Origin of the sequence: Burkholderia sp. 9777_1386, from assembly GCF_015712265.1 — a bacterium.
GTDB lineage: Bacteria > Pseudomonadota > Gammaproteobacteria > Burkholderiales > Burkholderiaceae > Burkholderia > Burkholderia cenocepacia.
The window spans coordinates 38,166-58,427 of sequence record NZ_JACCQB010000044.1 but is presented as its reverse complement, the minus strand read 5'-3'; the positions used below and the strand labels follow the sequence as shown (position 1 = coordinate 58,427).

Genomic DNA, 20,262 nt, shown 5'->3' with positions numbered 1-20,262 from the left:
GTCGACGGGGGGCGGCTCCGCGAGCGCGTGCGCGACCCGCGTGCCCGCACCGCCGCGCGATTCGAGAAAACCTTCGGCGATGAGCTGTGCATACGCGTCGACGACGGTGCCGCGCGCCACCTGCAGCGACGCCGCCAGCAGCCGCGTGGACGGCAGCGTGTCGCCGGGCCGGACGTCGCCGCGGCGCACCGCATCGCGCAGCGCCTGCGCGAGCTGGCGGCTCAGGTCGCCGGCCGCGCGATCGAGCGCGCCGAGCGACGGGATTTCGACGATCCGGGCCGTTCTTGCCATGATTCTGGTCTGCTGAAATTGTTTCAAACCGGCTCTACAGGATAAACCAGTTTAAGGCCACAATCGACGTATGACGGGCCTGCGCCCGCGCCCCTTTCCCACCCCGTACGACCGTGGAGCCGACATGTACATCCCCGCCGATTACAACGAACCCAATCCGGACGCGCTGCGCGAGCTGATCGTGCAGCACCCGTTCGGCAGCCTGATCACGCACGGCAAGAGCGGGCTCGATGCGATCCACCTCCCGTTCGCGCTGATGCCGGGCGATGGCGGGCTCGGCGAGCTGCATGCACACGTCGCCCGCGCGAATCCGGTCTGGCAGGACGTCGCGGACGGCGACGAGGTGCTCGTGATCTTCCGTGCGGGCGACGCGTACATCTCGCCGACCTGGTATCCGAGCAAGCAGGCGACGCACCGGGAGGTGCCGACCTGGAACTACCGGGTCGTGCATGCGCACGGCCGCATCACGGTGCGCGACGACGAGAAGTTCGTGCGAGGCGTGGTCGCGCGGCTGACGCGCACGCACGAAGCGTCGCAGCCGGTGCCGTGGAAGATGGGCGACGCGCCGCAGGACTACATGGACGCGATGCTGCAAGCGATCGTCGGGCTGCAGATCGAGATCACGCAGCTCGTCGGCAAGCGCAAGCTCGGGCAGAACAAGCCCGCGGCCGATATTCGCGGCGCGGGCGAAGCGCTGGTCGCGGACGGCCAGCTCGCGATCGGCGAGGCGATGCTGGCGGAGGCCGACGCGAAGCGCGGATGAGCGCATGACTGCCGCGCGCGGGCGCGTGGCGAGCCCGCGCGCGGCCCCGGTCACGGCGTGCGCGTCGCACCCTTCGTCCCGTCCCCCGCCTGCGCGAGCGCGCCGCGAATCGCGGCTTCCGTCTTGTCGTACCCGCCTTCGCCATAACGCGTATAGACGATCTTGCCGTTCGCATCGATCAGGTACAGCGCGGGCCAGTACTGGTTGCCGTATGCGCGCCACGTATCGTAGCGGTTGTCCTGCGCGACCGGATACCGGATGTCGAAGCGCCTGATCGCATCGGCCACGTTCTTCGCGTCGCGTTCGAACGGATATTCCGGCGTATGCACGCCGACCACGACGAGCCCCTGGTCGCGATACTTCCGATACCAGTCGTTCACGTACGGGATCGTATGAATGCAGTTGATGCACGAATACGTCCAGAAATCGACGAGCACGACCTTGCCGCGCAACTGGTCGAGCGTCAGCGGCGCGCTGTTGTGCCAGCGGTCGATGCCGGTGAAACCGGGCGCCGCCATGCCGGCCGGCGCTGCCTGCACGCCCGCGTCGTCGCGGGTGCCGGCGAAGGCGGCGAGCCCGGCCGTGGCGGCGAGGGCGATGACGAGGGCGGCGGTCTTGAAGCGGGGCAGCATGGCGTTCTCCTGATCTTTGGGGCCGCGGCGGGAGGGCGGCGGCCGGACGGGTTTCGACAGGCCCCATTAGGCGGCGCCGACGTATCCGCGATGTGTCCGGCCAGCCGCGCGTGTGCAATGTTGTGTGTCGTCGCGGCGCCGCGATACATTGCGATACAAACGCGTGCCCGCCGTGCGGTATAAAAGCGGACATCGCCCCGCCCGAACCCCGACACCGATACCGGCAACGACTCATGGACAAGCTCGACCACGTGCTGATCGTCGACGACGATCGCGCGATCCGCGAACTGATCGCGGACTACCTGGAGAAGAACGGCATGCGCGTGTCGCTGGCCGCGAACGGCCGCGAGATGCGCAACGCGCTGGACGACGGCGCGCCCGACCTGATCGTGCTCGACCTGATGCTGCCCGGCGAGGATGGCCTGACGCTGTGCCGCGACCTGCGCGCCGGCAAGTTCCGCACGGTACCGGTGCTGATGCTGACCGCACGCGGCGAGGAAACCGACCGCATCATTGGTCTCGAGATGGGCGCCGACGACTACCTGGCCAAGCCGTTCGCGGTGCGTGAGCTGCTGGCGCGGATTCGCTCGGTGCTGCGCCGCGCGCGCATGCTGCCGCCCGGCATGCAGGTCACGGAAACGGCCGCGCTGCTCGCGTTCGGTGAATGGCAGCTCGACACGACCGGGCGCCATCTGCTCGACGCCGAAGGCACGCTGGTCGCGCTGAGTGGCGCCGAATACCGGCTGCTGCGCGTGTTCCTCGACAACCCGCAGCGCGTGCTGACGCGCGACCAGTTGCTCAACCTCACGCAAGGGCGCCAGTCCGACCCGTTCGACCGCTCGATCGACTTGCTGGTGAGCCGGCTGCGCCAGCGGCTGCGCGACGGCGCGCGCGAGCCGCGCTACATCAAGACGCTGCGCAACGAGGGCTACGTGTTCTCGTCGGCCGTGACCGCCGTCGACGGTACGCCATGAGCGCGCGCACGCTGTGGCGCTGGCCGCGTTCGCTGTTCGCGCGGCTCGCGCTGATCCTGTGCGTGGGCCTGGCGCTCGCGCAGACGCTGTCGTTCTGGCTCACCGTGACCGAGCGCGACCAGGCGACCACGAACCTGATGATGGGCTACATCGAGCGCGAGGTCGCGAGCTCGGTCGCGTTGCTCGACCATCTGCCGCCCGCCGAGCGCACCGCGTGGCTGCCGCGCCTCGCACGGCGCAGCTATGCATTCATCCTCGGGCCCGGCGAAACCGGCACGCCGCCGGAGGCGCGGCTGTCGGCGCGCGTCGAGCGCTCGATCTCGGACGGCATCGGCGGCGACTATCCGCTGACCGCGAATTCGATCCCCGGCGACCGCGAACATCTGCAGGTGCATCTGCGGCTGACCGACGGCTCGCCGCTGACGATCGACATTCATCCGATGTCGACGGTGCCGCTGTCGGGCTGGCTGCCGGCCGTGCTCGTGGTGCAGCTCGCGGTGCTGGCCGCGTGCTGCTGGCTCGCGGTGCGGCTCGCGACGCGGCCGCTCAAGCAGCTCGCGCAGGCCGCCGACGCACTCGGCCCCGACCTGAAGGGCGAGCGGCTGAGCGAAGACGGGCCGTCGGAAGTCGCGCGCGCGGCACGGGCCTTCAACGCGATGCAGGACCGCATCGCGCAGTACATGGCCGAGCGCATGCAGATCCTCGCGTCGATCTCGCACGATCTGCAGACGCCGATCACGCGGATGCGGCTGCGCGTCGACGTGATGGACGACGACACGCAGGGCGCGAAGCTGCGCCAGGACCTGCTGGAGATGGAGCATCTGGTGAAGGAGGGCGTCGCGTACGCGCGGACGCTGCACGGCACCGAGGAAGCCGCACGCCGCATCGACGTCGACGCGCTGCTCGACAGCATCGTGTGCGACTACACGGATGCGGGGCAGGACGTCGCGCTGCACAGCCGCGCGCCGCTCGCGCTCGTCACGCGGCCGAAGGCGCTGCGCCGCATCGTCGGCAACCTGGTCGACAACGCGCTGAAGTTCGCGGGCGCGGCCGAGATCGACGTGCGGGCGGCGCCGGACGGCGGCGCGGTGATCGCGGTGCTCGACCGCGGGCCCGGCATTCCGGACGACCAGCTCGACGCGGTGTTCGAGCCGTTCCGGCGCGTGGAGACGTCGCGCAATCGCGATACCGGCGGCACGGGGCTCGGCCTCGCGATCGCGCGGCAACTGGCGCTGGCGATGGGCGGCACGCTCACGCTGAGCAACCGGCCCGACGGCGGCGGGCTCGAAGCGACGTTGACGCTGAGGAACGCGGGCTGATGCGACGCGGCGCGCGAGCGTCGCGGTGTCGGGCGCGTGCCGGCGCATGCGACGGGGGCGACGTCACGCGCGGTGCAGATGCTGGTCGACGAGCGGCGCGAGCGCTTGCGCATGCACGGCCGCGAGATCGTGCCGGCCGCCCGGTACGACGTGCAACCGCGCATCGGGCAGCCGTTCGAGCAGACGCCGGCCGGCCGCGACCGGGCTGATCGGATCGTCGTCGCCCCACAGCAGCAGCGTCGGCTGCGCGATACGGCCGATGTCCTGAGACAGGTCCGCACGCAACGTCATGAACCAGTCCGGCAACCGCGGGTTCGCCTCGGCGAAACCGGCGCGCCAGTCCTGCGCGCCGAGTCCGGCCATGTCGAGGCCGCCGGACGTGACCGTCAGCACGAGATGCGTGACGAGATCCGGCTTGTCGAGCGCCGCGCGCATCGCGATTACGCCGCCCATCGATTGCGCGATCACGGCGGTCGGCCGGTCGACGCTTGCGAGCACATGACGCACGAGACCGTCGAAATCGTCGACGGCGGGATCGCGCGGCGTGTCGCCGAAGCCCGGATACGCGACGATCCGCCGCTCGGCCGGATGCGTGAGCCTGCCGGCCAGCGGTTGCCAGAACGCGGTGCTGCCCGATGCGCCGGGCAGGAAGAGCAATTGCGATGGAGCGGGCATGGCGTGTTGGTGTTCCGGTAGTCGAAGCGAAGCGGGACGACGAGCGGCGCGAGCGCGTCAGCAGCGGCCGGTGCGCAGCGCGACGGTCCAGTCGTCGCGCCCGCGCGCGGCCGCGGTGGCGGCGGCCGTGTGCCAGTCGTATTCGACCGCATGGAATTCGACGTTCCAGCCGGCCGCCGTGCGCGACACCATCGCGTAGCGCGCGTGCGGCGAGCCCGTCTCGATCCGGTGCGGATGCGGCAGGTCGTCTTCATATGCCTGCAGCCCAACGCTGCCCGGATTGACGATCAGCCTGCCGTCGTCGAGCCGTGCTGCACGCGGCACGTGCGTGTGGCCGCACAGAATCAGCGACGCCGCCGTGTCGCCCGCGCGCTGCGCGACTTCATCGGGCGTGGCCGCGCGGCAGCCGTCGGGCGTGACCGTTTCGAGGAAATAGACGAGATCGCTGGCCGGCGTGCCGTGCACCATCAGCACGTCGCCGTCGAGCGTCAGGCGTTCGGGCAGCGCGGCGAGCCAGTCGAACTGGTCGGCGCGCAGCGTGTCGTGCGCCCAGCGATCCGACAGCCGCATCGCGTCGCGCTCGCCGGTGAGCAACTGCCGTTCGTGATTACCCTTGACGGTCGGCAGGTCGAGCGCGATCAGGCGGTCGGCCGTTTCGGCCGGATGGAGCGCGCCGGACACGATGTCGCCGAGATTGACGATCACGTCGGCGCCGCGGCGGCGGACGTCGTCGAGCACCGCGTCGAGCGCGGCGAGGTTGCCGTGGATGTCGGACAGCGCGGCGATTTTCATGGCGGCAAGTCGATGTGGGGAATGGCGATTGTCGCCAATTCGGCGCGGGTCGTGCAATCGGGTCGTGCAATCGCTTCACGGCATCGGCACGCGATGCCGCGGCGGGCACGTCAGTCGGTCGCGAGGCGTGCGTACATCGCGAAATCGCCCGGCGTGCCGCGCACCATCTTGTAGGCGCGCAGCAACCCTTCGTAGCGGTAGCCGCACTTCTGCAGCACGCGCGCGGAGCCCGCGTTGCTGGTCAGCACGACCGCCTGCATGCGCATGAAGCCGCCGTGCGTGAGCGCCCACGCGGTGACGGCTTCGCACACCGCGCTCGCGATGCCGCGCCCCCAGTGCGACGGCGCGAGGTCGTACGCAATTTCCGCCGAGCGGTTCACGGTGGACACCGTATGCAGCCCGACTGTCCCGGCGAGCGCGCCCGACGCGGTGTCGACGATCGCGAGACGCCGGATCGAATCCGGATCGGTCGATTCGATGTTGTCGAACAGCGGCAGCAGATCGTCGGGCGAGCGCAGGTTCCAGCTCGTGTGGCGAACGGCGTCGGGATTCGACAGGTACGCGTACCACGCATCGAGGTCCGCGCGTTCGAGTTGCCTGAGCGACAGGCCGGGGAAACCGGCGCGGGGCGGTGCGGCGATTTTCATCGAGCCCGGCGCCTACGCGGCATGGCGCCGGTACAGCGCCAGCGAACCGGCGAGTGCGAGCAGCATCGCGCCGCACGTGCGCTCGAGCCACAGCGCGCCCGCGCGTTTCAACAGCCGCACCGCGCGTGCGCCGAGCAGCGCGTAGCCGAACATCACGACGCCGTCGAGCAGCGCGAACGTGACCGCGAGCGCGACGTACTGCGGCGCGAGCGGCGCGGATGGATCGAGGAACTGCGGCAGGAACGCGGAGAAGAACAGATAACCCTTCGGGTTCGTCACCGCGGTCAGGAAGCTTTTCGCGAAGATCGACGCGTTGCGCTCGGTTGCCGTGCCGTGTTGCGCGGCCGCGACGTCGAGCGCTCCCTTCGACGTCAGCAGCCGGATGCCGACATAGGCGAGGTAGGCGGCGCCGAGCCACTTCACGACCGAGAACCAGAACGCCGACGCCATCAGCAGCGCGCCGAGCCCGAGCGCGACCGCGACGATCAGCACGAAGTCCGACAGCATCGCGCCCGCGAAACCGTAGGCCGCGCGGCGCACGCCGTAGCGCGAGCCGTTGGTCAGCGCGAGCAGCACGGTCGGGCCGGGTGTCGCGATGCCGACGAATGCGACAGCGGCGAAGATCAGCAGGGTCGTTTCATGCATGTTTGAACTCCGATGGAGGGCGCGCGTTCGATTATCGGGGGCGTCGGCCCTCGCTGTACAGGCGCGGCAGTGAGCGGCGACGGCCACGCCCGAACTATCTCAATTTCGACAAGAAACTGTTGTCATTATTCCGCTTTGGAACGAAACCGGTTCCAACTACCATACCGGCCGCAGCGGGCCTGCCCGCCGCGTCGTCGCGCGTGGACGTCGCCGGTCTCGCACCGCCGGCGGATGTCGGCGCCCGCGCGCGCCACTCGCAAACAGCCAGCCAGAACAACGGGCTCACCGCCCGGAGACATACAACATGAACAAGCAACTGATCGCAGCGCCGCTGCTGCTCTCGCTCGCGGGTATCGCCGCCGCGCAAAGCTCCGTCACGCTGTACGGCATCGTCGACGCGGGCGTGACCTATCGCAGCAACGAGCGGGTCGGCTCGGCCGGCGCGTACACCGGGCACTCGAGCGTCGGCCTCACGACCGGCAACCTGTCCGGCAGCCGCTGGGGCATCAAGGGTTCCGAGGATCTCGGCGGCGGGATGCGCGCGCTGTTCGTCCTCGAGAACGGCTTCGACATCTCCAACGGTACGTCCGGCCAGGGCGGCCGCCAGTTCGGCCGCCAGGCGTTCGTCGGGCTCGGCAGCAACCGCTACGGCACGATCACGCTCGGTCGCCAGTACACGTCGCTCGACGATTTCGTGAGCCCGGTGGGCCCATCGTCGTTCATCGGCGGCTTCGGCGCGCACCCGGGCGACATCGACGATCTCGACCAGACCGCGCGCGTCGACAGCGCGATCAAATATACGAGCGCGAACTACTCGGGCTTCACGTTCGGCGCGCTGTACGGCTTCGGCGGCCAGCCGGGCAGCATGAAGCAGCGCAACACGTGGAGCGTCGGCGCCGCGTATGCGGCGGGGCCGCTGCGCGTGGGCGTCGGCTACGAGCGCTCGGACAACAGCAAGAAGGGCGCGACCGACCCGACGGCGGGCAAGTGGCAGAGCACCGATGACGGCCTGTTCAATTCGTCGATCAACGAAGGCTATGCGAGCGCGCAGTCGCAACAGGTGATCGCGACGGGCGCGACGTACGACTTCGGGCCGGCCGTCGTCGGCGTGAACTACAGCAACGTGCAGTACCGCAGCGGCGCGCAATCGCTGTTTTCCGGCCATGCGACGTTCAACGTCGCCGGCGTGTTCACGCGCTGGAACGTGCAGCCGCAGACGCAGCTGTTCGCCGGCTACAGCTACACGCGCGGCAGCGACGTCGACGGCATCGACAACCGCGCGCAGTATCACAACGTCACGCTCGGCGCGGTCTACGACCTGTCGAAGCGCACCAGCGTGTACCTGCTCGGCGCGTACCAGCATGCGTCCGGCACGACGCTCGACGCGCTCGGCCGGCCGGTGGCCGCGACCGCGTCGGTGTCCGACAAGGCGAACGGTCACTCGTCCGATTCGCGCTCGCAGGCGATCGTGAGCCTCGGGCTGCGCCAGAAGTTCTGACGCGGCGGTCGTTGCGCGTGCAACGGGGCCCGCGGCCGATGCGGGTCACGTTGCATGCATGCTTCTATACTGTCGCCTCGCTTTTCGAGGAGACGACATGACCCGAACGCTTTCCGCGCGCTGCCTGTGCGGCGCCGTGACCGTCACGCTGCGCGGCGAGCCCGCCGCGCGTGCGAACTGTCATTGCGCGACCTGCCGCGATTTCTACGGCACGCCGATGCTGTCCGCGACCGCATGGCCGCCGGAGCAGGTGACGATCGACGGCGGCCACGCGACGTTTCCGCATCCGTCGAAGTCGATGGCGCGTACGTGGTGCGCAGCGTGCGGCGAGATCGTGTTCGGGACGAACCGGCTCGGCATGCGCGTCGTGCCGAACAGCCTGACCGCGCGGGCGCACGGCGGGCCATTGCCCGGCCACCTGCAGCCGACGATGCATCTGTTCTACCGGCAACGCGTGCTCGACGTCGTCGATGCGCTGCCGAAATACGTCGACGGCTGGGATGGCCCGACGCTCGATCCGGCGAACTGAACGATCGCCGCCGCGTGCCGGTACGGCCGGCGCGCGGCTTTCCCCGCTGCATTCCGCTTTCCTTCCTGTTTTCCCTTCCTTGCACGAAATCGCAAACGCCGGGCTCGCCGGATAATATTTTTCCCCTTTCATTTTAATTTCTATTTGTAATAATCAAAACGATCGCCGGGGAATGAAAAAAGCAATGCGCTCATATCAGAAAAAATGACGCATTGGCATTGGATGACCCGGAAGAAAATGCCGGGGAATGCGCCGCGACCGCGTGGCTGGCAGGCCGTCGTGGCGCGGGTTCGCAGATTTTTCGATCATTGACGAAAAAGCGCCGGACGGCAAAAGGCGTGCAGTGAATAATTCGGGGTAACGGCGAATGCGCATTTGCCTGAATCACCAATATTTCATGCGCCGCGATTTACAGTGTCGACCATGGTTCGTCTGGGAGCATTATTCATGTCAATGAAACAAATCCGCGCGGTGTTGCTGGGAATGTGCATGGCGATGCTGGCGCCGGCGAGCCACGCGCAGGCGCAATACTCGACCGACTGGCTCGCGAACACCTACGGCACGCTCGCCTCGCACGTCGGCAACGGCGCGCGCTCGATGTGGGTCGCGCCCGAGGGCGTGATCTACACGGCGTCGCGCTGGGACGAGAACGCGGGCGGCGTCGCGATCTACCAGAACGGCCAGCCGCTCGGCACGATCGGCATCCACGACGAATTCCAGGGCGGCGCGATCACCGGCAATTCGACGTCGCTGTTCGTCGCGCTCGGCTACAACCGCACGTTCGGCAGCGGCTCGGTGGGCCGCTACAACCGCAGCACCAACCAGCGCGACCTGCGCATTCCGGTCAGCACGTGGACGGGCATCCAGTATGCGGACGTCATCACGGGCCTCGCGACGGGCGGCAACCTGCTGTACGTGAGCGACTTCTACGGCAACCGCGTGCGCGTCTATACGACCGATGGCGTGTGGCAGCGCGACATCGGCGTCACGGGGCCCGGCGCGCTGGCGCTCGATGCGGCCGGCAACCTGTGGGTCGCGCGCAAGAGTGCGGGCGTCGTCGCGCAGTTCAGTCCGACCGGGACGGCGATGAACACGCTGCAGATGGCGGCCGGCGCGCGGCCGGCGTCGCTGTACTTCGATGCGTCGATGGGCCGCCTGATGGTGGGCGACGAAGGGCCCGACATGAACATCAAGGTGTACGGCGGGCTGCCCGGGCTGCCGGTGCAGGTCGGCACGTTCGGCGTGCAGGGCGGCTATCTCGACACGACGACGGGCATCAAGGGGCAGGTCGGCGACAAGCGCTTCACGCGCGTCGCGGCGCTCGGCAAGGATGCGGCCGGCAACCTGTACGTGCTGAACAACGCCTGGGGCGGCGGCTGGGATCTCGGCCGCAACGGCAGCACCGATCTGCATTCGTACAGCCCGGTCGGCACGCTGCAATGGAAGCTGCAGGCGCTGAACTTCGAGGGGATCGCCGCGCCCGATCCCGCGACGGACGGCACGTTGTTCTTCAGCGGCAACAACGTGTATACGGGCACCGCGGGCGGCACGTTCGTCGCGAACACGGTCGATCCGTTCACCTATCCGAAGGACCCGCGCCTCGACATGAACGACTATCAGCGTGGCCAGCACTTCGGCCAGCTCGTGACGGTCGGCGGTAATCGGATCCTCGTTGCGTCGGGCCAGAACCCCGGCAACTTCAACTTCTATTACTTCAACACCGCGAGCGGCTACATCGCGATTCCGGCCGGCTCGCTGCCCGGCAAGCCGTTCAACACGACGCTGCAGGTGACGGCCGGTTTCGACATCGACGGCAACGGCGACGTGTGGGCCGGACTGAACGGCTCCAACGCGATCACGCGCTACCCGATGACGGGCTTCGACCCGACGACCGGCAAGCCGTCATGGGGCAAGCCGGTGACGACCGCCGTGCCAGGCAGCGTGGCGCCCGTGACGCGCATCATCTACCAGGCCGACAGCGACACGATGATTCTTGCGCAGGGCCTCGCGGGCAACTGGGACTGGACCGCGATGAACGGGCACATCGAGGTCTATCACGGCTGGAAGAACGGCAACACGAGCACGCCGAACCCGGTGATCAACCTGACGAGCGCGAACCCGAAATCGATCGCGGCGGCCGGCCACTACCTGTTCGTCGGCTACGTGCACACGGTGCCGAACATCGACATATTCGACCTGAACACCGGTGCGTTCGTCACGACGCTGACGAACTCGAACCCGTCGGCGATGGACGTCGGCAACGACGTCGATTCGATGTACGGCGTGCGCGCATACCTGCGCTCGACCGGCGAGTACGTGATCACGAAGGACAACTACAACGGGTCGAGCATCGTCGTGTATCGCTGGCGTCCGTGACCGCGCCGGCCGCGCGGGCCGTATCGACCGGCGCGGCCTGATCGTCAGGGCGCGCCGAGCACGCGCCCGTTCACGCTGCGCCCATACATCGAGTCGGGTGAATCGTGGAACTTCGCGCGCGTGTCCTGCACGGAACCCGTGAAGCGCGGGTCCTGCGGGCGTTCGTGGCTGTCCATGAAGGTTGCCACGTCCCACGCTTCCTGATCGGTCAGCGTGCCGCCGAGCCCGAGCGGCATGTTGGCCTTGATGAAGCCGGCCGCGTTGCGGATGTCGCCCATCCCCGCGCCCCAGTTGAACGAGCGCGCGCCCCACAGCGCCGGGAACACCGGTTTGCCGCCGCTCGACTGGCCCTGGCCGTCCGCGCCGTGGCACAGCGCGCAGTGCTGCGTGTAGACGGCCGCGCCGCGTGCGTAGTCGGCCTTCTGCGCCGGCGGTGGCAGTTTCGGGAACCCCTGGCCCGGCAGCTTCGTGCCGACCGGCGCACCCTTCGCGAGCCAGTACGAATAGGTTTCGAGCGCGACCAGGATCGGATCGCCGGCCGGCGGCGCCTTGCCGTTCATGCTGTAGCGGAAGCAGCCCTGCAGGCGCTCGGCGAACGTGTTCACGTGGCCGTTCTTGGCGCGGTACGCCGGATACAGCAGGTAAGCGGCCCACATCGGGCTCGAATCGGGCCGGCGGCCCGCATCGAGATGGCAGCTCGCGCAGGTCAGCTTGTTGCCGACGTACTTGCCCGCGAACTCGGGCGTGTGCAGGAAGATCTGCTCGCCGAGCCTGACGGTCTTGCCGAAGTCGTCGGCGGGGATCGCGGATTCGGGCGGCGGCGTGAACGGTTTCGCCGCCGGCGCGGCGGCGGGCGCGGGCGGGGGTGCGGAAGCGGCGGCCGGTGCGTCCTGCGGTGTCGCCCCGAACGCGAGCGCGGGCAGCCACGCCGCGCCGAGCAGCGCCGTGCGGGCGCGGCGGATCAGCGTCGTGCGATCGGTCATCGCTTGTCTCCTTGCGCGGCGCCGCCGCGTGCATAGTAGGCGGCCACCGCGTCGATGTCGGCGTCGGACAGCTTGCCAGCGATCATCGGCATCAATCCCATCGGCCCGGGCGGCCGCGTGCCGTGTTGCCAGCCGTGCAACTGGCCGGCGAGATACGCGGCCGGCTGCCCCGCGAGCGGCGGAAACGCGGTGCCGACGCCGAGGCCGCCGGGGCCGTGGCATTGCGCGCACGCGGGCAGGCCCTGCGACCAGCGCCCGCGCGTCGCGAGCCACGCGCCGGTGTTCGCCGGATCGATCGACGCGTCGTCGGGGGTGAAGACGCCGGCCGGCGCGGGCAGGCTTGCGAAGTACGCGGAGACCGCGTCGCGCTCGCGCGGCGACAGCAGTTTCGAGAGCGGCTGCATGACCGGATTCCGGCGGCTGCCGTCCGCGAACGCGGCGAGCTGCGCGGACAGGTACGCGGCGTTTGCGCCCGCGAGGCGCGGGAAGCCGGCCGCCGCGTTGCCTTCGCCCTGGCTGCCGTGGCAGCCGATGCAGGCGGCGACGCCCGTCGCCGTGCCTTGTGTCGCGATCGTCTTGCCGGACGCCGCGTCGTCCGCATGCGCGTGGCCGGCCAGCAGCGCGGCCGCGGCGAGCAGCAGCGGTGCGAACCGGCGTCGCGATGGTTCTCGCCGTATAGCGACCCTGTCGTTCACGTGTCCCCTCCTTGTTGTGTATGTGGCGCGCGCGCCGTGCAGCGGCCGGACCGTCAGCTTGCGGCAGGCACGTCCTTCGCCGGCGCGAGATGCGGCGTCGGCTGGTTCGCATCATATCGGCCGAAGCCGTAGCGCCGGAAAATCCCGAACGCTTCGGGCGACCGGATGAACGCGAGCCATGCACGCGCCGCTTCCGGGTGCGGCGCGTCCTTCACCATCGCGCCCGCGTAGATCGCCGTCGTATTCTGCTCGGCCGGAATGTCGACGTGCATCAGCGGATGCCCGACCTGTTCCTGGAACGCCGCTTCGGACTGCCACAGCACACCCGCGTCCGCGCGGCCCTGCATCAGGAACAGCGCCGTTTCCCGATGGTGGATATGCGTGAGCTCGGCCGTGCCGGCGCGCACCTTGTCGTCGTAGACGGCGCGTGCGAGCGCGTCGCCGCCGGCTTTCACGAGCGACGCACGGATCTGCCGCGCGACGCCTTCGAAGGCCGGGTTCGGCATCGCGAGCGCCACGTCGGGCCGCGCGAGATCGCCGAGCGTCGCGATGCGTTTCGGATTGCCGGCGCGCACCATGATCGTCAGCTGGTTCGTCACGTACGGCACGGCCGGGCCCGCGAGCGTGCCGTCCGCGATCAGGTCGTTGATCTTGCCGAGCCCCGCGAAATACGCGTCGGGCTTGACCGTCCACGTCATGTTGCCGACGGTGATCGTGCCGCCCGCGTGGATCTGCTTGACGAGCAGGCCGGGCGGAATCGTTTCCCAGTAGATGCGGCCGCGATACTCGGGATGGTCTGCCTCGAACTTCGCGACGAGCGGTGCCATCGCGAAGAAGTAATTGCCGCCGACGTACAGCACGAGCTTCGGCGCGGTGAGGTCGCCGTGGAAATCGGCGAGCACGTCGACTTGCGGCACCGTGAATTCGAGGCCGCGATGGATCGCGTCGTTGTTGCGGCCGTCCTGCCACGGCGGAAAGAGGCGTGCATCGGTGTCGGCGGGGGCGGCGAGCGCAAGCGCCGAGGCGCAGCACAGCCACGCGGCCAGCACGGCGCGCGGCGTGCGCGGGCGGCGGCGCGCCGTGGGCGATTGCCGGGGCGGTTCCATCTGGATCGAGGTCATCGCGGTGCTCATTTCGCGTACGTGAAACCGGCCTGCTGCAACTCGGGCAGCGTGCCGACCGCGCCCGGCGTGACGATCGCGGACGGAATCACGTGGTTGGTCAGGTCGGCCGCGAGTGCGTCGAGCGGCAGCTTGTCCGGGTTCGCATTCGCGCCGTCGAGCCGTTCCGCGAGTTCCCAGATCGCGTTGTGGCACGACAGGAACACGACGCCACGCTGCTGCAGCGCGGCGATGCCGTTGTCATGCGACGAGAATGCGCCGTCCGGTAGTTCGTGGCCCTGTGCGCCTTTCGCTTGCGCCGGCTTGGCGTCGAGCAGCGTGTTGGTCGGGAACGCGGCGCCGGCGAATTTCGCGAGGCCGTATTTGTCCCACGCGATCCGATCGAACAGCGCGAGATGCGCGCTGCCGTGAGTGGCCGACACGACGAGGAAATCCGGATGGCCGTACGACCAGATCTGCGCGTTCAGCGAATTGCGCATCAGGTTCAGCCACGGGCCGCCGAGCTCGGTGTTGTCCCACACCTGCTTCGGGCCGCCGCGATAGCCGATGACTTCGGTGAGCGCCGCGTGGTCCCACTGGTCGGGGCGCTCGAGGATCATCGGCACCGCCTTGAAGTCGCGCCGTCGCGGGGTTGCCGCGAGGCGGCGCGTGAGGTCGGCGAGGCGCGCGGCGCCGCCGGGCAGCAGCGTGCCGGTGTCGGGCGCCGCGGCGTGCGCGGGGCGCGTCGCCGCGAGCAGGGCGGTGCCGGCCGCGAGGCCGAGTGTCTTGAGTGCGTCACGGCGCGCATGCCGGTCGGACATCGAGCTCTCCCAGATCGTTTTTGTGGGGGCGAGCTGCATCGCCGTGCCGCAGCGCTGCGTCGCCATCGCGTAGCCAGTCTAGGGGCGCGCGATCGATACCGGAAATCGCGATATCGGATGGGAGCTATTCGGGGGCCCGATGATTGACCGCGAGGCGGGCGCCGCCGCGTTGCGCGGCGACGTGAAGGCGGCAGGCGTTGCGCGACCGACGGCTGCTGCGCCGGCGTCGGCCGCGCGCGGACGTCAGAACGATACCGTCGTCGTCAGCGTGACGAGCCGCGGCTCGCCGACCGCGACGATCAGGTTGTTGTTGCTCGACGGATAGTAGGTCTTGTCGAGCAGGTTCTTCACGTTGAGCTGGAAGCGGGTCGGGAACTTGCCGATCGTCGTTTCGTACGCCGCGAACGCGTCGACGCTCACGTAGCCGGGCAGCGTGAAGCTGTTCGCGGTGTCGCTGGAGCGGGCGCCGACGAGACGCGCGCCGCCGCCGAAGCGCCAGCGCCCGGGCAGGTTCGCGATGGCCGTGTCGTACACCGCGAACAGGCTCCCCGTGTGGCGCGCGACGTTGACGAGCGGCGTGTTGCTGTCGCGATCGTTCGCGTTCGTGTACGCGTAGCTGCCGATCACGCTCAGGTGGCGCGTGATCTGCCCGGCGACGTCGAGCTCGATCCCGCGCGAGCGGGCGGTGCCGATCGTCGACGTGATGTCGTCGACCGTGACCGCGACGTTGCGCTTGTCGATCTGGTACACGGCGAGCGTGCCCGTGATCGCGGGCTTCAGGCTGAACTTCAGCCCGGCCTCGAGCACGCGGCCGTATTCCGGCGCGAGCGGCGCCGCGACGTTCGACGCGACGTTCGGCTTGAACGAGCGGCTCACGTTCGCATAGGCGGTGAGCGCCGGCGTGAGCGCATACGCAAGCCCGAACTGCGGCAGCCAGACGCTGCCGCGCGAGCGGTCGGCGAACACGAACGGCCGGCCCATCCCCGATTCCTGCTGCCAGTTCTCCCAGCGCAGCCCGCCTACCGCGGTGAGGCGGTCGGTGATCTTCACCGAGTCCTGCACGATCGTCGAATACGCATGCACGACCGAGCGCGAATCGCTCTGCTTCGGGTTCGGCACGCCGCCCGGCGCGAGCAGCCCGTACACGGGATCGTAGAGATTGAAGCCCGTCGTGGCCTTGCCGCGGATCGTGTCGCCGCGGAAGCTGCGCTGCCGCTCGTATTCGCCGCCGACGTAGATCGCGTGCTGCATGCCCGCGAGCGTCACGTTGCCGAGCAGGCCGAGCGTCGCGATCTGGTCGGAATCGTTGCGCCCGAGGTTCGCATCCGACGAGCGCGTCAGCGCGCCGGTCCTGCTGTTGAACGCGGTGGCGCGGGTGATGAATTGATCGTAGCGGTCGCGGCCCCAGCCGTAAGTGGCGCGCACGCGCCATGCATCCGAGAAGCGGTGCTCGATGCGGGTACGCAGCGTTTCCTGGATGCCGCTGCTTTGCGACCACGCCTCCTCGTAGCGGCGATAGCGCAGCGCATCGTCCGGCCGGCCGTTCACGAGCACGGTGCCGCGGTCGAACGGCATCGTGTAGTCGACGTACTGATAGCTGACGTCGATCGACGTGTTCGCGTCGTGCCACGACAGCGCGGGCGCGATCAACGCGTTGCGTTCGCGGCCGAAGCTGCGCCAGTAGCGGCTCGTGTCGTATTCGCCGGTCAGCCGGAAGGCGAGCGTGCCGCCCGCGACCTGGCCCGGGCGGCCGAGCGGCCCCGTGAGGTCGAACTGCGCGTTGCTGCCGCCGTGGCTCGTGCGCGACGCGGAGATCGAGCCGCCGAACGTGTCTTCCGGCTTGCGCGTGACGAGGTTGATCACGCCGCCCGGGTCCTGCATGCCGTACAGCAGCGAAGCCGGGCCCTTCAGCACTTCGACGCGATCGATCGTCGCGAGATAGCTGTGCAGCACCGGCGTGCGCACGCCGTCGACCAGCACCGAGCCGTCGTTGTTCGAGCCGAAGCCACGCTTGATGAATGCGTCGCGCGTGCCGCCGAGCGTGTTCGTCTGCGTGACGCCGCTGATGTTGCCGAGCACGTCGTCGAGCGAACGCGCCTGCTGGTCCTGCATCACGCTGCTGCTGACCACCGCGACCGACTGCGGAATTTCCTTCAGCGCGCGGTCGTCGCCGCCCGCGATGCTCGTCGTGCGCGGCTGGTAGCCGACGGTTGGATCGACGGCGGCCGACGCGCTGACGTTGATCGCCGGGAGCGCGTGTTCGGCGGCCGACGCGGCGTCGGGTGCGGGCGCAACGGGTTCGGCGCCGGCCGCATGCGCGCCGCTCGCGACGCACAGGGTGAGCAGGGCAGGCAGGCGCGTGCGCCACGGACGTGTGGTCCGGGCGCGGCAGGGCGTTCGACGGGATGGCATGAATCGATGCAGGAAGAGGAATGCTAAGGATCGTGTTGCGGGCCGCGGCATTGCGTGGCGACCAGGGTGCGCATGATATATGTAATGAGAATCATTTGCAATTGTAATGGGATGGCCGGCCACGTGCGGCGCTCGGTTGCCGGCCCGTCGGCCGTCTGCTACCGTAGCGGCCAAAATCAGACGCAGTGAAATTCAACGAGAGAGCCGGGGGCCGCACCATGTCATCTTCCTGTCACGTCGCGTTTCGCGCGACGCCACGCACCGCGCGCGAGCGTGCGGGCGATGAAGTGATCGCAGCCGTGTACCGCCATTCGAACGATTAAAGCAACGGAAGCGAATTCAACCGGCGTTGCGCCGGGCTTCGATGACTTCAACCACCACGCTAGACGGGAGACTACCCTTGAAGAAGATTTCCGCGCCGTTCGCGGCGGCCGCGCTCGCGGCCTGCACGCTACTGGCGGCCGTCCACCCGGCCGCTTGCGCGGCCTCGGCCGCCGAACCCGCGATCGACGCGCATTACGGCGCCGTGATCGAGGCCTACACGCAGGACATGGCCGCCGCGAAGACGAAGTACGACGGCAAGCGCCTCGCGTTCGTCGGCGCCGTGATCCGGATGGGCGGCGACCCGGGCGGCACGTACTTCGGCGCGCTGACGGCCGACGGCGAGCAGTTCGACACGCATTTCGACGTGGCCGACCAGGACGCGTTGAAGCCGAAATTTCCCGGCGGCGAGATCAAGCCGTTCGTCACGTCGGCGGCGTTCCGCTTCAGTTGCGTGAACGAAGGCTATATCGATGCGCCGGTGCTGCCGGGGCTGAAGCTGTCGCATTGCCGGCTCGCCGATTGAGCTGAGCGATGGGCGGGGGCCGGCGTGCGAGGGTCGAGCCCGCTCGGGCTGCAGCAGCAACCGCTCGATCACGCGCCGGGCGCGATCTTTTGATTGATGGCCGGGCAGGATGGGCCATCGATCGTTTCCAGTATGGTGATTGGCCGCCGCGTGCCGGGCGGCCCGCCCGCGGATCTACAGATCGAGTACCAGCAGGTCGGTTCGCGATCGCGAGCAGCACGGCATGAACTGGTCGCCGGCTGCTTTTTCGTCGTCGGTCAGATACGCGTCGCGATGATCGGGTTCGCCTTCGAGCACGCGGGTCACGCACGTGCCGCACACGCCTTGCTCGCACGACGTCAGCACGTCGACGCCGTGCGCCGCCAGCGCCGCGATCACCGTGCATTCGGCCGGCACGTCGATCACCTTGCCGCTGCTCGCGATCCGCACCTGGAATGCGCGATCGGCGCCGGACGACACGACCGCGCCGCCGAAGAACTCGTAGTGCAGCCGCGTTTCTCCCCAGCCGCGCTCGCGTGCGGCGTTCAGCACCGCATCCATGAAGCCGCGCGGGCCGCATACGTACAGATGCGTGCCGTCGGGCGCACCCGCCAGCACGGTAGAGAGATCGAAGCGTTGCGCGGGATCGCCGTCGTCGACGTGGAAGCGGACGCGATCGCGAAACCCGGCCGCGTTGATCCGCTCGACGAAGGCCATGCGATCGGCCGAACGCGCGCAGTAGTGCATGTCGAACGGGATGCCGGCCGAGCACAGCCGTTCGGCCATGCTCAGAATTGGCGTGACGCCGATCCCGCCGGCGAGCAACAGATGGTGCGGCGCATCGGACGCGAGCGGGAATTGATTGCGCGGCATGCCGATTCGCACGGTATCGCCTTGCCGGACTTCGTCGTGAATCGCGCGCGACCCGCCGCGGCCGTCGGCCTCGCGCAGCACCGCGATCTGATAGCGATCGCGCTGCTCCGGGTGGTTGCACAGCGAGTACTGGCGCACGAGCCCGCCCGGCAGATGCACGTCGATATGCGCGCCGGCGTCGAAGCGCGGCAATGGCGAGCCGTCATCGCTGACCAGTTCGAAGCCGCAGATGTCGCGCGCTTCGTGCCACTTGCGTGCGACCCGGACCGTCAATGTCGCGTCGCTCATGACGCCTCCCGGGCGTGCGCGACCGGAATCACGGGCCGCTGCGGGCGCGCCGCGTTTTCTTCCGCGAGCAGCCGGTCGATCACCTTGCGCGACAGCACGCCGCCGGCGTCGATGTTGAGCTTGAGGAGCGTGCGTTCGGGCCACTGCTCGAGATTGCGCTGCTGTCGCTCGAGCATCTCGAGATCCTCCGCGAAGATCTTGCCCTGGCCTTCGCGGATCTCGGCGGTCAGCGCGCGATCGTCGGGCCGGAAGTTGCGCGCCATCCCCCAGAAGTACCAGATCGACGTGTCGGTCTCGGGCGTGATGAAGTCGACCACGATCGACGACGCCTTCTTGTCCGCCGGCGCATCGTAGCCGCCGTGGCCGGCATGCGCGACGCCCACTTCGATCATCACGTGGCTCGGCGGCGTGAAGCGGCAGATCTGCCAGCGGTCGACCGGCACGTCGTCGGCGAGCCCGTTGCCGCGCAGCGCCATCCGCCAGAACGGCGGCGGCATCACGTTCTCCATGAAGCGGCTCGTGACGACTTCGTCGCCGTGGCTCGTCGTCTTCGGCAGCGCTTCGTCGATTTCCTTCTGGCCGATGCTCGACGCATGCACATAGGTCTCGTGCGTAAGGTCCATCAGGTTGTCGACCATCAGCCGGTAGTCGCAGCGGATGTGATACAGGCCGCCGCCGTGCGCCCAGGCCGGATCCTCGGCCCAGGCCAGCGCCGGCAGTTTGGCGGGATCGGCTTCGGACGCATCGCCCGGCCAGACCCACACGAAGCCGTACCGCTCGACCGCCGGGAAGCTGCGGATCGACGGGAAACCGCCGACGCGCTGGCCCGGCATGCCGGCCGTCTTGCCGTTGCAGCCCATTTCGAGCCCGTGATAGCCGCACACGAGCACGCCGTCGCGCACGAAGCCGAGCGACAGCGGCGCGCCGCGGTGCGGGCAGAAATCCTCGAGCGCCGCGACCTGGCCGTCCGTCGCGCGGTAAAGCACCATCGATTCGTTGCAGATCTTGCGGCCCAGCGGCTTGCCGTCGATCTCGTCAGGCGTGCACGCCACGTACCACGCGTTCTTGAGAAACATGTTCCTTGTCTCCTTCGGGACGGTGCCGCCGGGGATGCGGCCCGATC

At 68.9% G+C, this 20,262-nt stretch carries 20 protein-coding genes; 7 read left to right on the top strand and 13 right to left on the bottom strand.

All coding sequences use genetic code 11. The features are described 5' to 3' along the window. Positions 1 to 291 (bottom strand): GntR family transcriptional regulator (locus H0X91_RS26510; RefSeq protein ID WP_196433499.1); only part of this gene is annotated, 291 nt, incomplete at its 3' end. A 124-nt stretch (positions 292 to 415) separates the two neighbouring features. Between H0X91_RS26510 and H0X91_RS26505 the strand changes: the two genes are divergently transcribed. Further along, positions 416 to 1,054 (top strand): FMN-binding negative transcriptional regulator, encoded by a 639-nt coding sequence (locus tag H0X91_RS26505; protein ID WP_006495144.1) that lies wholly within the window; start codon positions 416 to 418, stop codon positions 1,052 to 1,054. Positions 1,055 to 1,104: 50 nt separating this feature from the next. Here H0X91_RS26505 and H0X91_RS26500 read toward each other — a convergent pair whose 3' ends face one another. Next, a complete protein-coding gene (locus tag H0X91_RS26500) occupies positions 1,105 to 1,686 on the bottom strand; it encodes a thioredoxin family protein (protein ID WP_006490070.1) in 582 nt (193 codons plus the stop codon). Positions 1,687 to 1,919: 233 nt separating this feature from the next. Between H0X91_RS26500 and H0X91_RS26495 the strand changes: the two genes are divergently transcribed. Further along, the gene (locus H0X91_RS26495; RefSeq protein ID WP_006490080.1) at positions 1,920 to 2,660 is read left to right on the top strand and encodes a response regulator; all 741 of its coding nucleotides are present in this window, start codon (positions 1,920 to 1,922) and stop codon (positions 2,658 to 2,660) included. After that, positions 2,657 to 3,979 (top strand): ATP-binding protein, encoded by a 1,323-nt coding sequence (locus H0X91_RS26490; protein ID WP_006490055.1) that lies wholly within the window; start codon positions 2,657 to 2,659, stop codon positions 3,977 to 3,979. Before H0X91_RS26495 ends, H0X91_RS26490 begins: the two co-directional genes overlap by 4 nt. 63 nt (positions 3,980 to 4,042) lie before the next feature. Here H0X91_RS26490 and H0X91_RS26485 read toward each other — a convergent pair whose 3' ends face one another. From H0X91_RS26485 to H0X91_RS26470, 4 genes are all read right to left on the bottom strand, one after another. Next, complete coding sequence (locus H0X91_RS26485) at positions 4,043 to 4,654, bottom strand: alpha/beta fold hydrolase (RefSeq protein ID WP_006490057.1); 612 nt, start codon at positions 4,652 to 4,654, stop codon at positions 4,043 to 4,045. A gap of 57 nt (positions 4,655 to 4,711) precedes the next feature. Next, a complete protein-coding gene (locus H0X91_RS26480; RefSeq protein WP_006490078.1) occupies positions 4,712 to 5,446 on the bottom strand; it encodes a metallophosphoesterase family protein in 735 nt (244 codons plus the stop codon). A gap of 110 nt (positions 5,447 to 5,556) precedes the next feature. Further along, on the bottom strand, positions 5,557 to 6,093 hold the full coding sequence (locus H0X91_RS26475) for a GNAT family N-acetyltransferase (RefSeq protein WP_196433498.1): 537 nt from the start codon (positions 6,091 to 6,093) through the stop codon (positions 5,557 to 5,559). Between the two features lie 12 nt (positions 6,094 to 6,105). Beyond that, positions 6,106 to 6,738, bottom strand: coding sequence for a LysE family translocator (locus H0X91_RS26470; RefSeq protein WP_006490064.1), 633 nt, complete (start codon positions 6,736 to 6,738; stop codon positions 6,106 to 6,108). A 304-nt stretch (positions 6,739 to 7,042) separates the two neighbouring features. On the opposite strand from H0X91_RS26470, the gene H0X91_RS26465 reads away from it, so the two are divergent. The 3 genes from H0X91_RS26465 to H0X91_RS26455 all read left to right on the top strand — a co-directional run bounded on the left by H0X91_RS26465 (position 7,043) and on the right by H0X91_RS26455 (position 11,141). Next, positions 7,043 to 8,236, top strand: coding sequence for a porin (locus tag H0X91_RS26465; RefSeq protein WP_196433497.1), 1,194 nt, complete (start codon positions 7,043 to 7,045; stop codon positions 8,234 to 8,236). 97 nt (positions 8,237 to 8,333) lie between these two features. Beyond that, positions 8,334 to 8,765, top strand: coding sequence for a GFA family protein (locus tag H0X91_RS26460; RefSeq protein ID WP_059720886.1), 432 nt, complete (start codon positions 8,334 to 8,336; stop codon positions 8,763 to 8,765). Positions 8,766 to 9,212: 447 nt separating this feature from the next. Next, a complete protein-coding gene (locus tag H0X91_RS26455; RefSeq protein WP_043204831.1) occupies positions 9,213 to 11,141 on the top strand; it encodes an SMP-30/gluconolaconase/LRE-like region family protein in 1,929 nt (642 codons plus the stop codon). Positions 11,142 to 11,185: 44 nt separating this feature from the next. Here the strand turns inward: H0X91_RS26455 and H0X91_RS26450 are convergent, their stop codons facing one another. The 5 genes from H0X91_RS26450 to H0X91_RS26430 all read right to left on the bottom strand — a co-directional run bounded on the left by H0X91_RS26450 (position 11,186) and on the right by H0X91_RS26430 (position 17,152). Next, positions 11,186 to 12,124 (bottom strand): c-type cytochrome, encoded by a 939-nt coding sequence (locus H0X91_RS26450; protein ID WP_058903520.1) that lies wholly within the window; start codon positions 12,122 to 12,124, stop codon positions 11,186 to 11,188. Continuing rightward, positions 12,121 to 12,819 (bottom strand): c-type cytochrome, encoded by a 699-nt coding sequence (locus tag H0X91_RS26445; protein WP_196433496.1) that lies wholly within the window; start codon positions 12,817 to 12,819, stop codon positions 12,121 to 12,123. Before H0X91_RS26445 ends, H0X91_RS26450 begins: the two co-directional genes overlap by 4 nt. A 53-nt stretch (positions 12,820 to 12,872) precedes the next feature. Next, positions 12,873 to 13,940, bottom strand: coding sequence for a molybdate ABC transporter substrate-binding protein (locus tag H0X91_RS26440; protein ID WP_196433495.1), 1,068 nt, complete (start codon positions 13,938 to 13,940; stop codon positions 12,873 to 12,875). An 8-nt stretch (positions 13,941 to 13,948) separates the two neighbouring features. Then, positions 13,949 to 14,740, bottom strand: coding sequence for a thiosulfate dehydrogenase (gene tetH, locus H0X91_RS26435; RefSeq protein ID WP_196433494.1), 792 nt, complete (start codon positions 14,738 to 14,740; stop codon positions 13,949 to 13,951). Between the two features lie 243 nt (positions 14,741 to 14,983). After that, positions 14,984 to 17,152 carry a TonB-dependent siderophore receptor gene (locus tag H0X91_RS26430; RefSeq protein ID WP_196433493.1) on the bottom strand — a complete coding sequence of 723 codons (2,169 nt, stop codon included), beginning with the start codon at positions 17,150 to 17,152 and terminating at the stop codon, positions 14,984 to 14,986. A 400-nt stretch (positions 17,153 to 17,552) separates the two neighbouring features. Between H0X91_RS26430 and H0X91_RS26425 the strand changes: the two genes are divergently transcribed. Further along, positions 17,553 to 17,999, top strand: coding sequence for a hypothetical protein (locus H0X91_RS26425; protein ID WP_034203292.1), 447 nt, complete (start codon positions 17,553 to 17,555; stop codon positions 17,997 to 17,999). A 174-nt stretch (positions 18,000 to 18,173) separates the two neighbouring features. Here H0X91_RS26425 and H0X91_RS26420 read toward each other — a convergent pair whose 3' ends face one another. Further along, positions 18,174 to 19,139, bottom strand: coding sequence for a PDR/VanB family oxidoreductase (locus H0X91_RS26420; protein ID WP_062910313.1), 966 nt, complete (start codon positions 19,137 to 19,139; stop codon positions 18,174 to 18,176). Next, complete coding sequence (locus tag H0X91_RS26415; protein WP_196433492.1) at positions 19,136 to 20,215, bottom strand: aromatic ring-hydroxylating dioxygenase subunit alpha; 1,080 nt, start codon at positions 20,213 to 20,215, stop codon at positions 19,136 to 19,138. The genes H0X91_RS26420 and H0X91_RS26415 overlap by 4 nt, the downstream gene beginning before the upstream one ends. Between the last annotated feature and the right edge of the window lie 47 nt (positions 20,216 to 20,262).

Coding starts and splice junctions, on each gene's coding strand:
- H0X91_RS26505 (WP_006495144.1), top strand. CDS start 416: ATGTACATCCCCGCCGATTACAACGAACCCAATCCGGACGCGCTGCGC.
- H0X91_RS26465 (WP_196433497.1), top strand. CDS start 7,043: ATGAACAAGCAACTGATCGCAGCGCCGCTGCTGCTCTCGCTCGCGGGT.
- H0X91_RS26455 (WP_043204831.1), top strand. CDS start 9,213: ATGTCAATGAAACAAATCCGCGCGGTGTTGCTGGGAATGTGCATGGCG.
- H0X91_RS26420 (WP_062910313.1), bottom strand. CDS start 19,139: ATGAGCGACGCGACATTGACGGTCCGGGTCGCACGCAAGTGGCACGAA.
- H0X91_RS26475 (WP_196433498.1), bottom strand. CDS start 6,093: ATGAAAATCGCCGCACCGCCCCGCGCCGGTTTCCCCGGCCTGTCGCTC.
- H0X91_RS26460 (WP_059720886.1), top strand. CDS start 8,334: ATGACCCGAACGCTTTCCGCGCGCTGCCTGTGCGGCGCCGTGACCGTC.
- H0X91_RS26480 (WP_006490078.1), bottom strand. CDS start 5,446: ATGAAAATCGCCGCGCTGTCCGACATCCACGGCAACCTCGCCGCGCTC.
- H0X91_RS26485 (WP_006490057.1), bottom strand. CDS start 4,654: ATGCCCGCTCCATCGCAATTGCTCTTCCTGCCCGGCGCATCGGGCAGC.
- H0X91_RS26470 (WP_006490064.1), bottom strand. CDS start 6,738: ATGCATGAAACGACCCTGCTGATCTTCGCCGCTGTCGCATTCGTCGGC.
- H0X91_RS26450 (WP_058903520.1), bottom strand. CDS start 12,124: ATGACCGATCGCACGACGCTGATCCGCCGCGCCCGCACGGCGCTGCTC.
- H0X91_RS26495 (WP_006490080.1), top strand. CDS start 1,920: ATGGACAAGCTCGACCACGTGCTGATCGTCGACGACGATCGCGCGATC.
- H0X91_RS26440 (WP_196433495.1), bottom strand. CDS start 13,940: ATGACCTCGATCCAGATGGAACCGCCCCGGCAATCGCCCACGGCGCGC.
- H0X91_RS26430 (WP_196433493.1), bottom strand. CDS start 17,152: ATGCCATCCCGTCGAACGCCCTGCCGCGCCCGGACCACACGTCCGTGG.
- tetH (WP_196433494.1), bottom strand. CDS start 14,740: ATGTCCGACCGGCATGCGCGCCGTGACGCACTCAAGACACTCGGCCTC.
- H0X91_RS26415 (WP_196433492.1), bottom strand. CDS start 20,215: ATGTTTCTCAAGAACGCGTGGTACGTGGCGTGCACGCCTGACGAGATC.
- H0X91_RS26500 (WP_006490070.1), bottom strand. CDS start 1,686: ATGCTGCCCCGCTTCAAGACCGCCGCCCTCGTCATCGCCCTCGCCGCC.
- H0X91_RS26490 (WP_006490055.1), top strand. CDS start 2,657: ATGAGCGCGCGCACGCTGTGGCGCTGGCCGCGTTCGCTGTTCGCGCGG.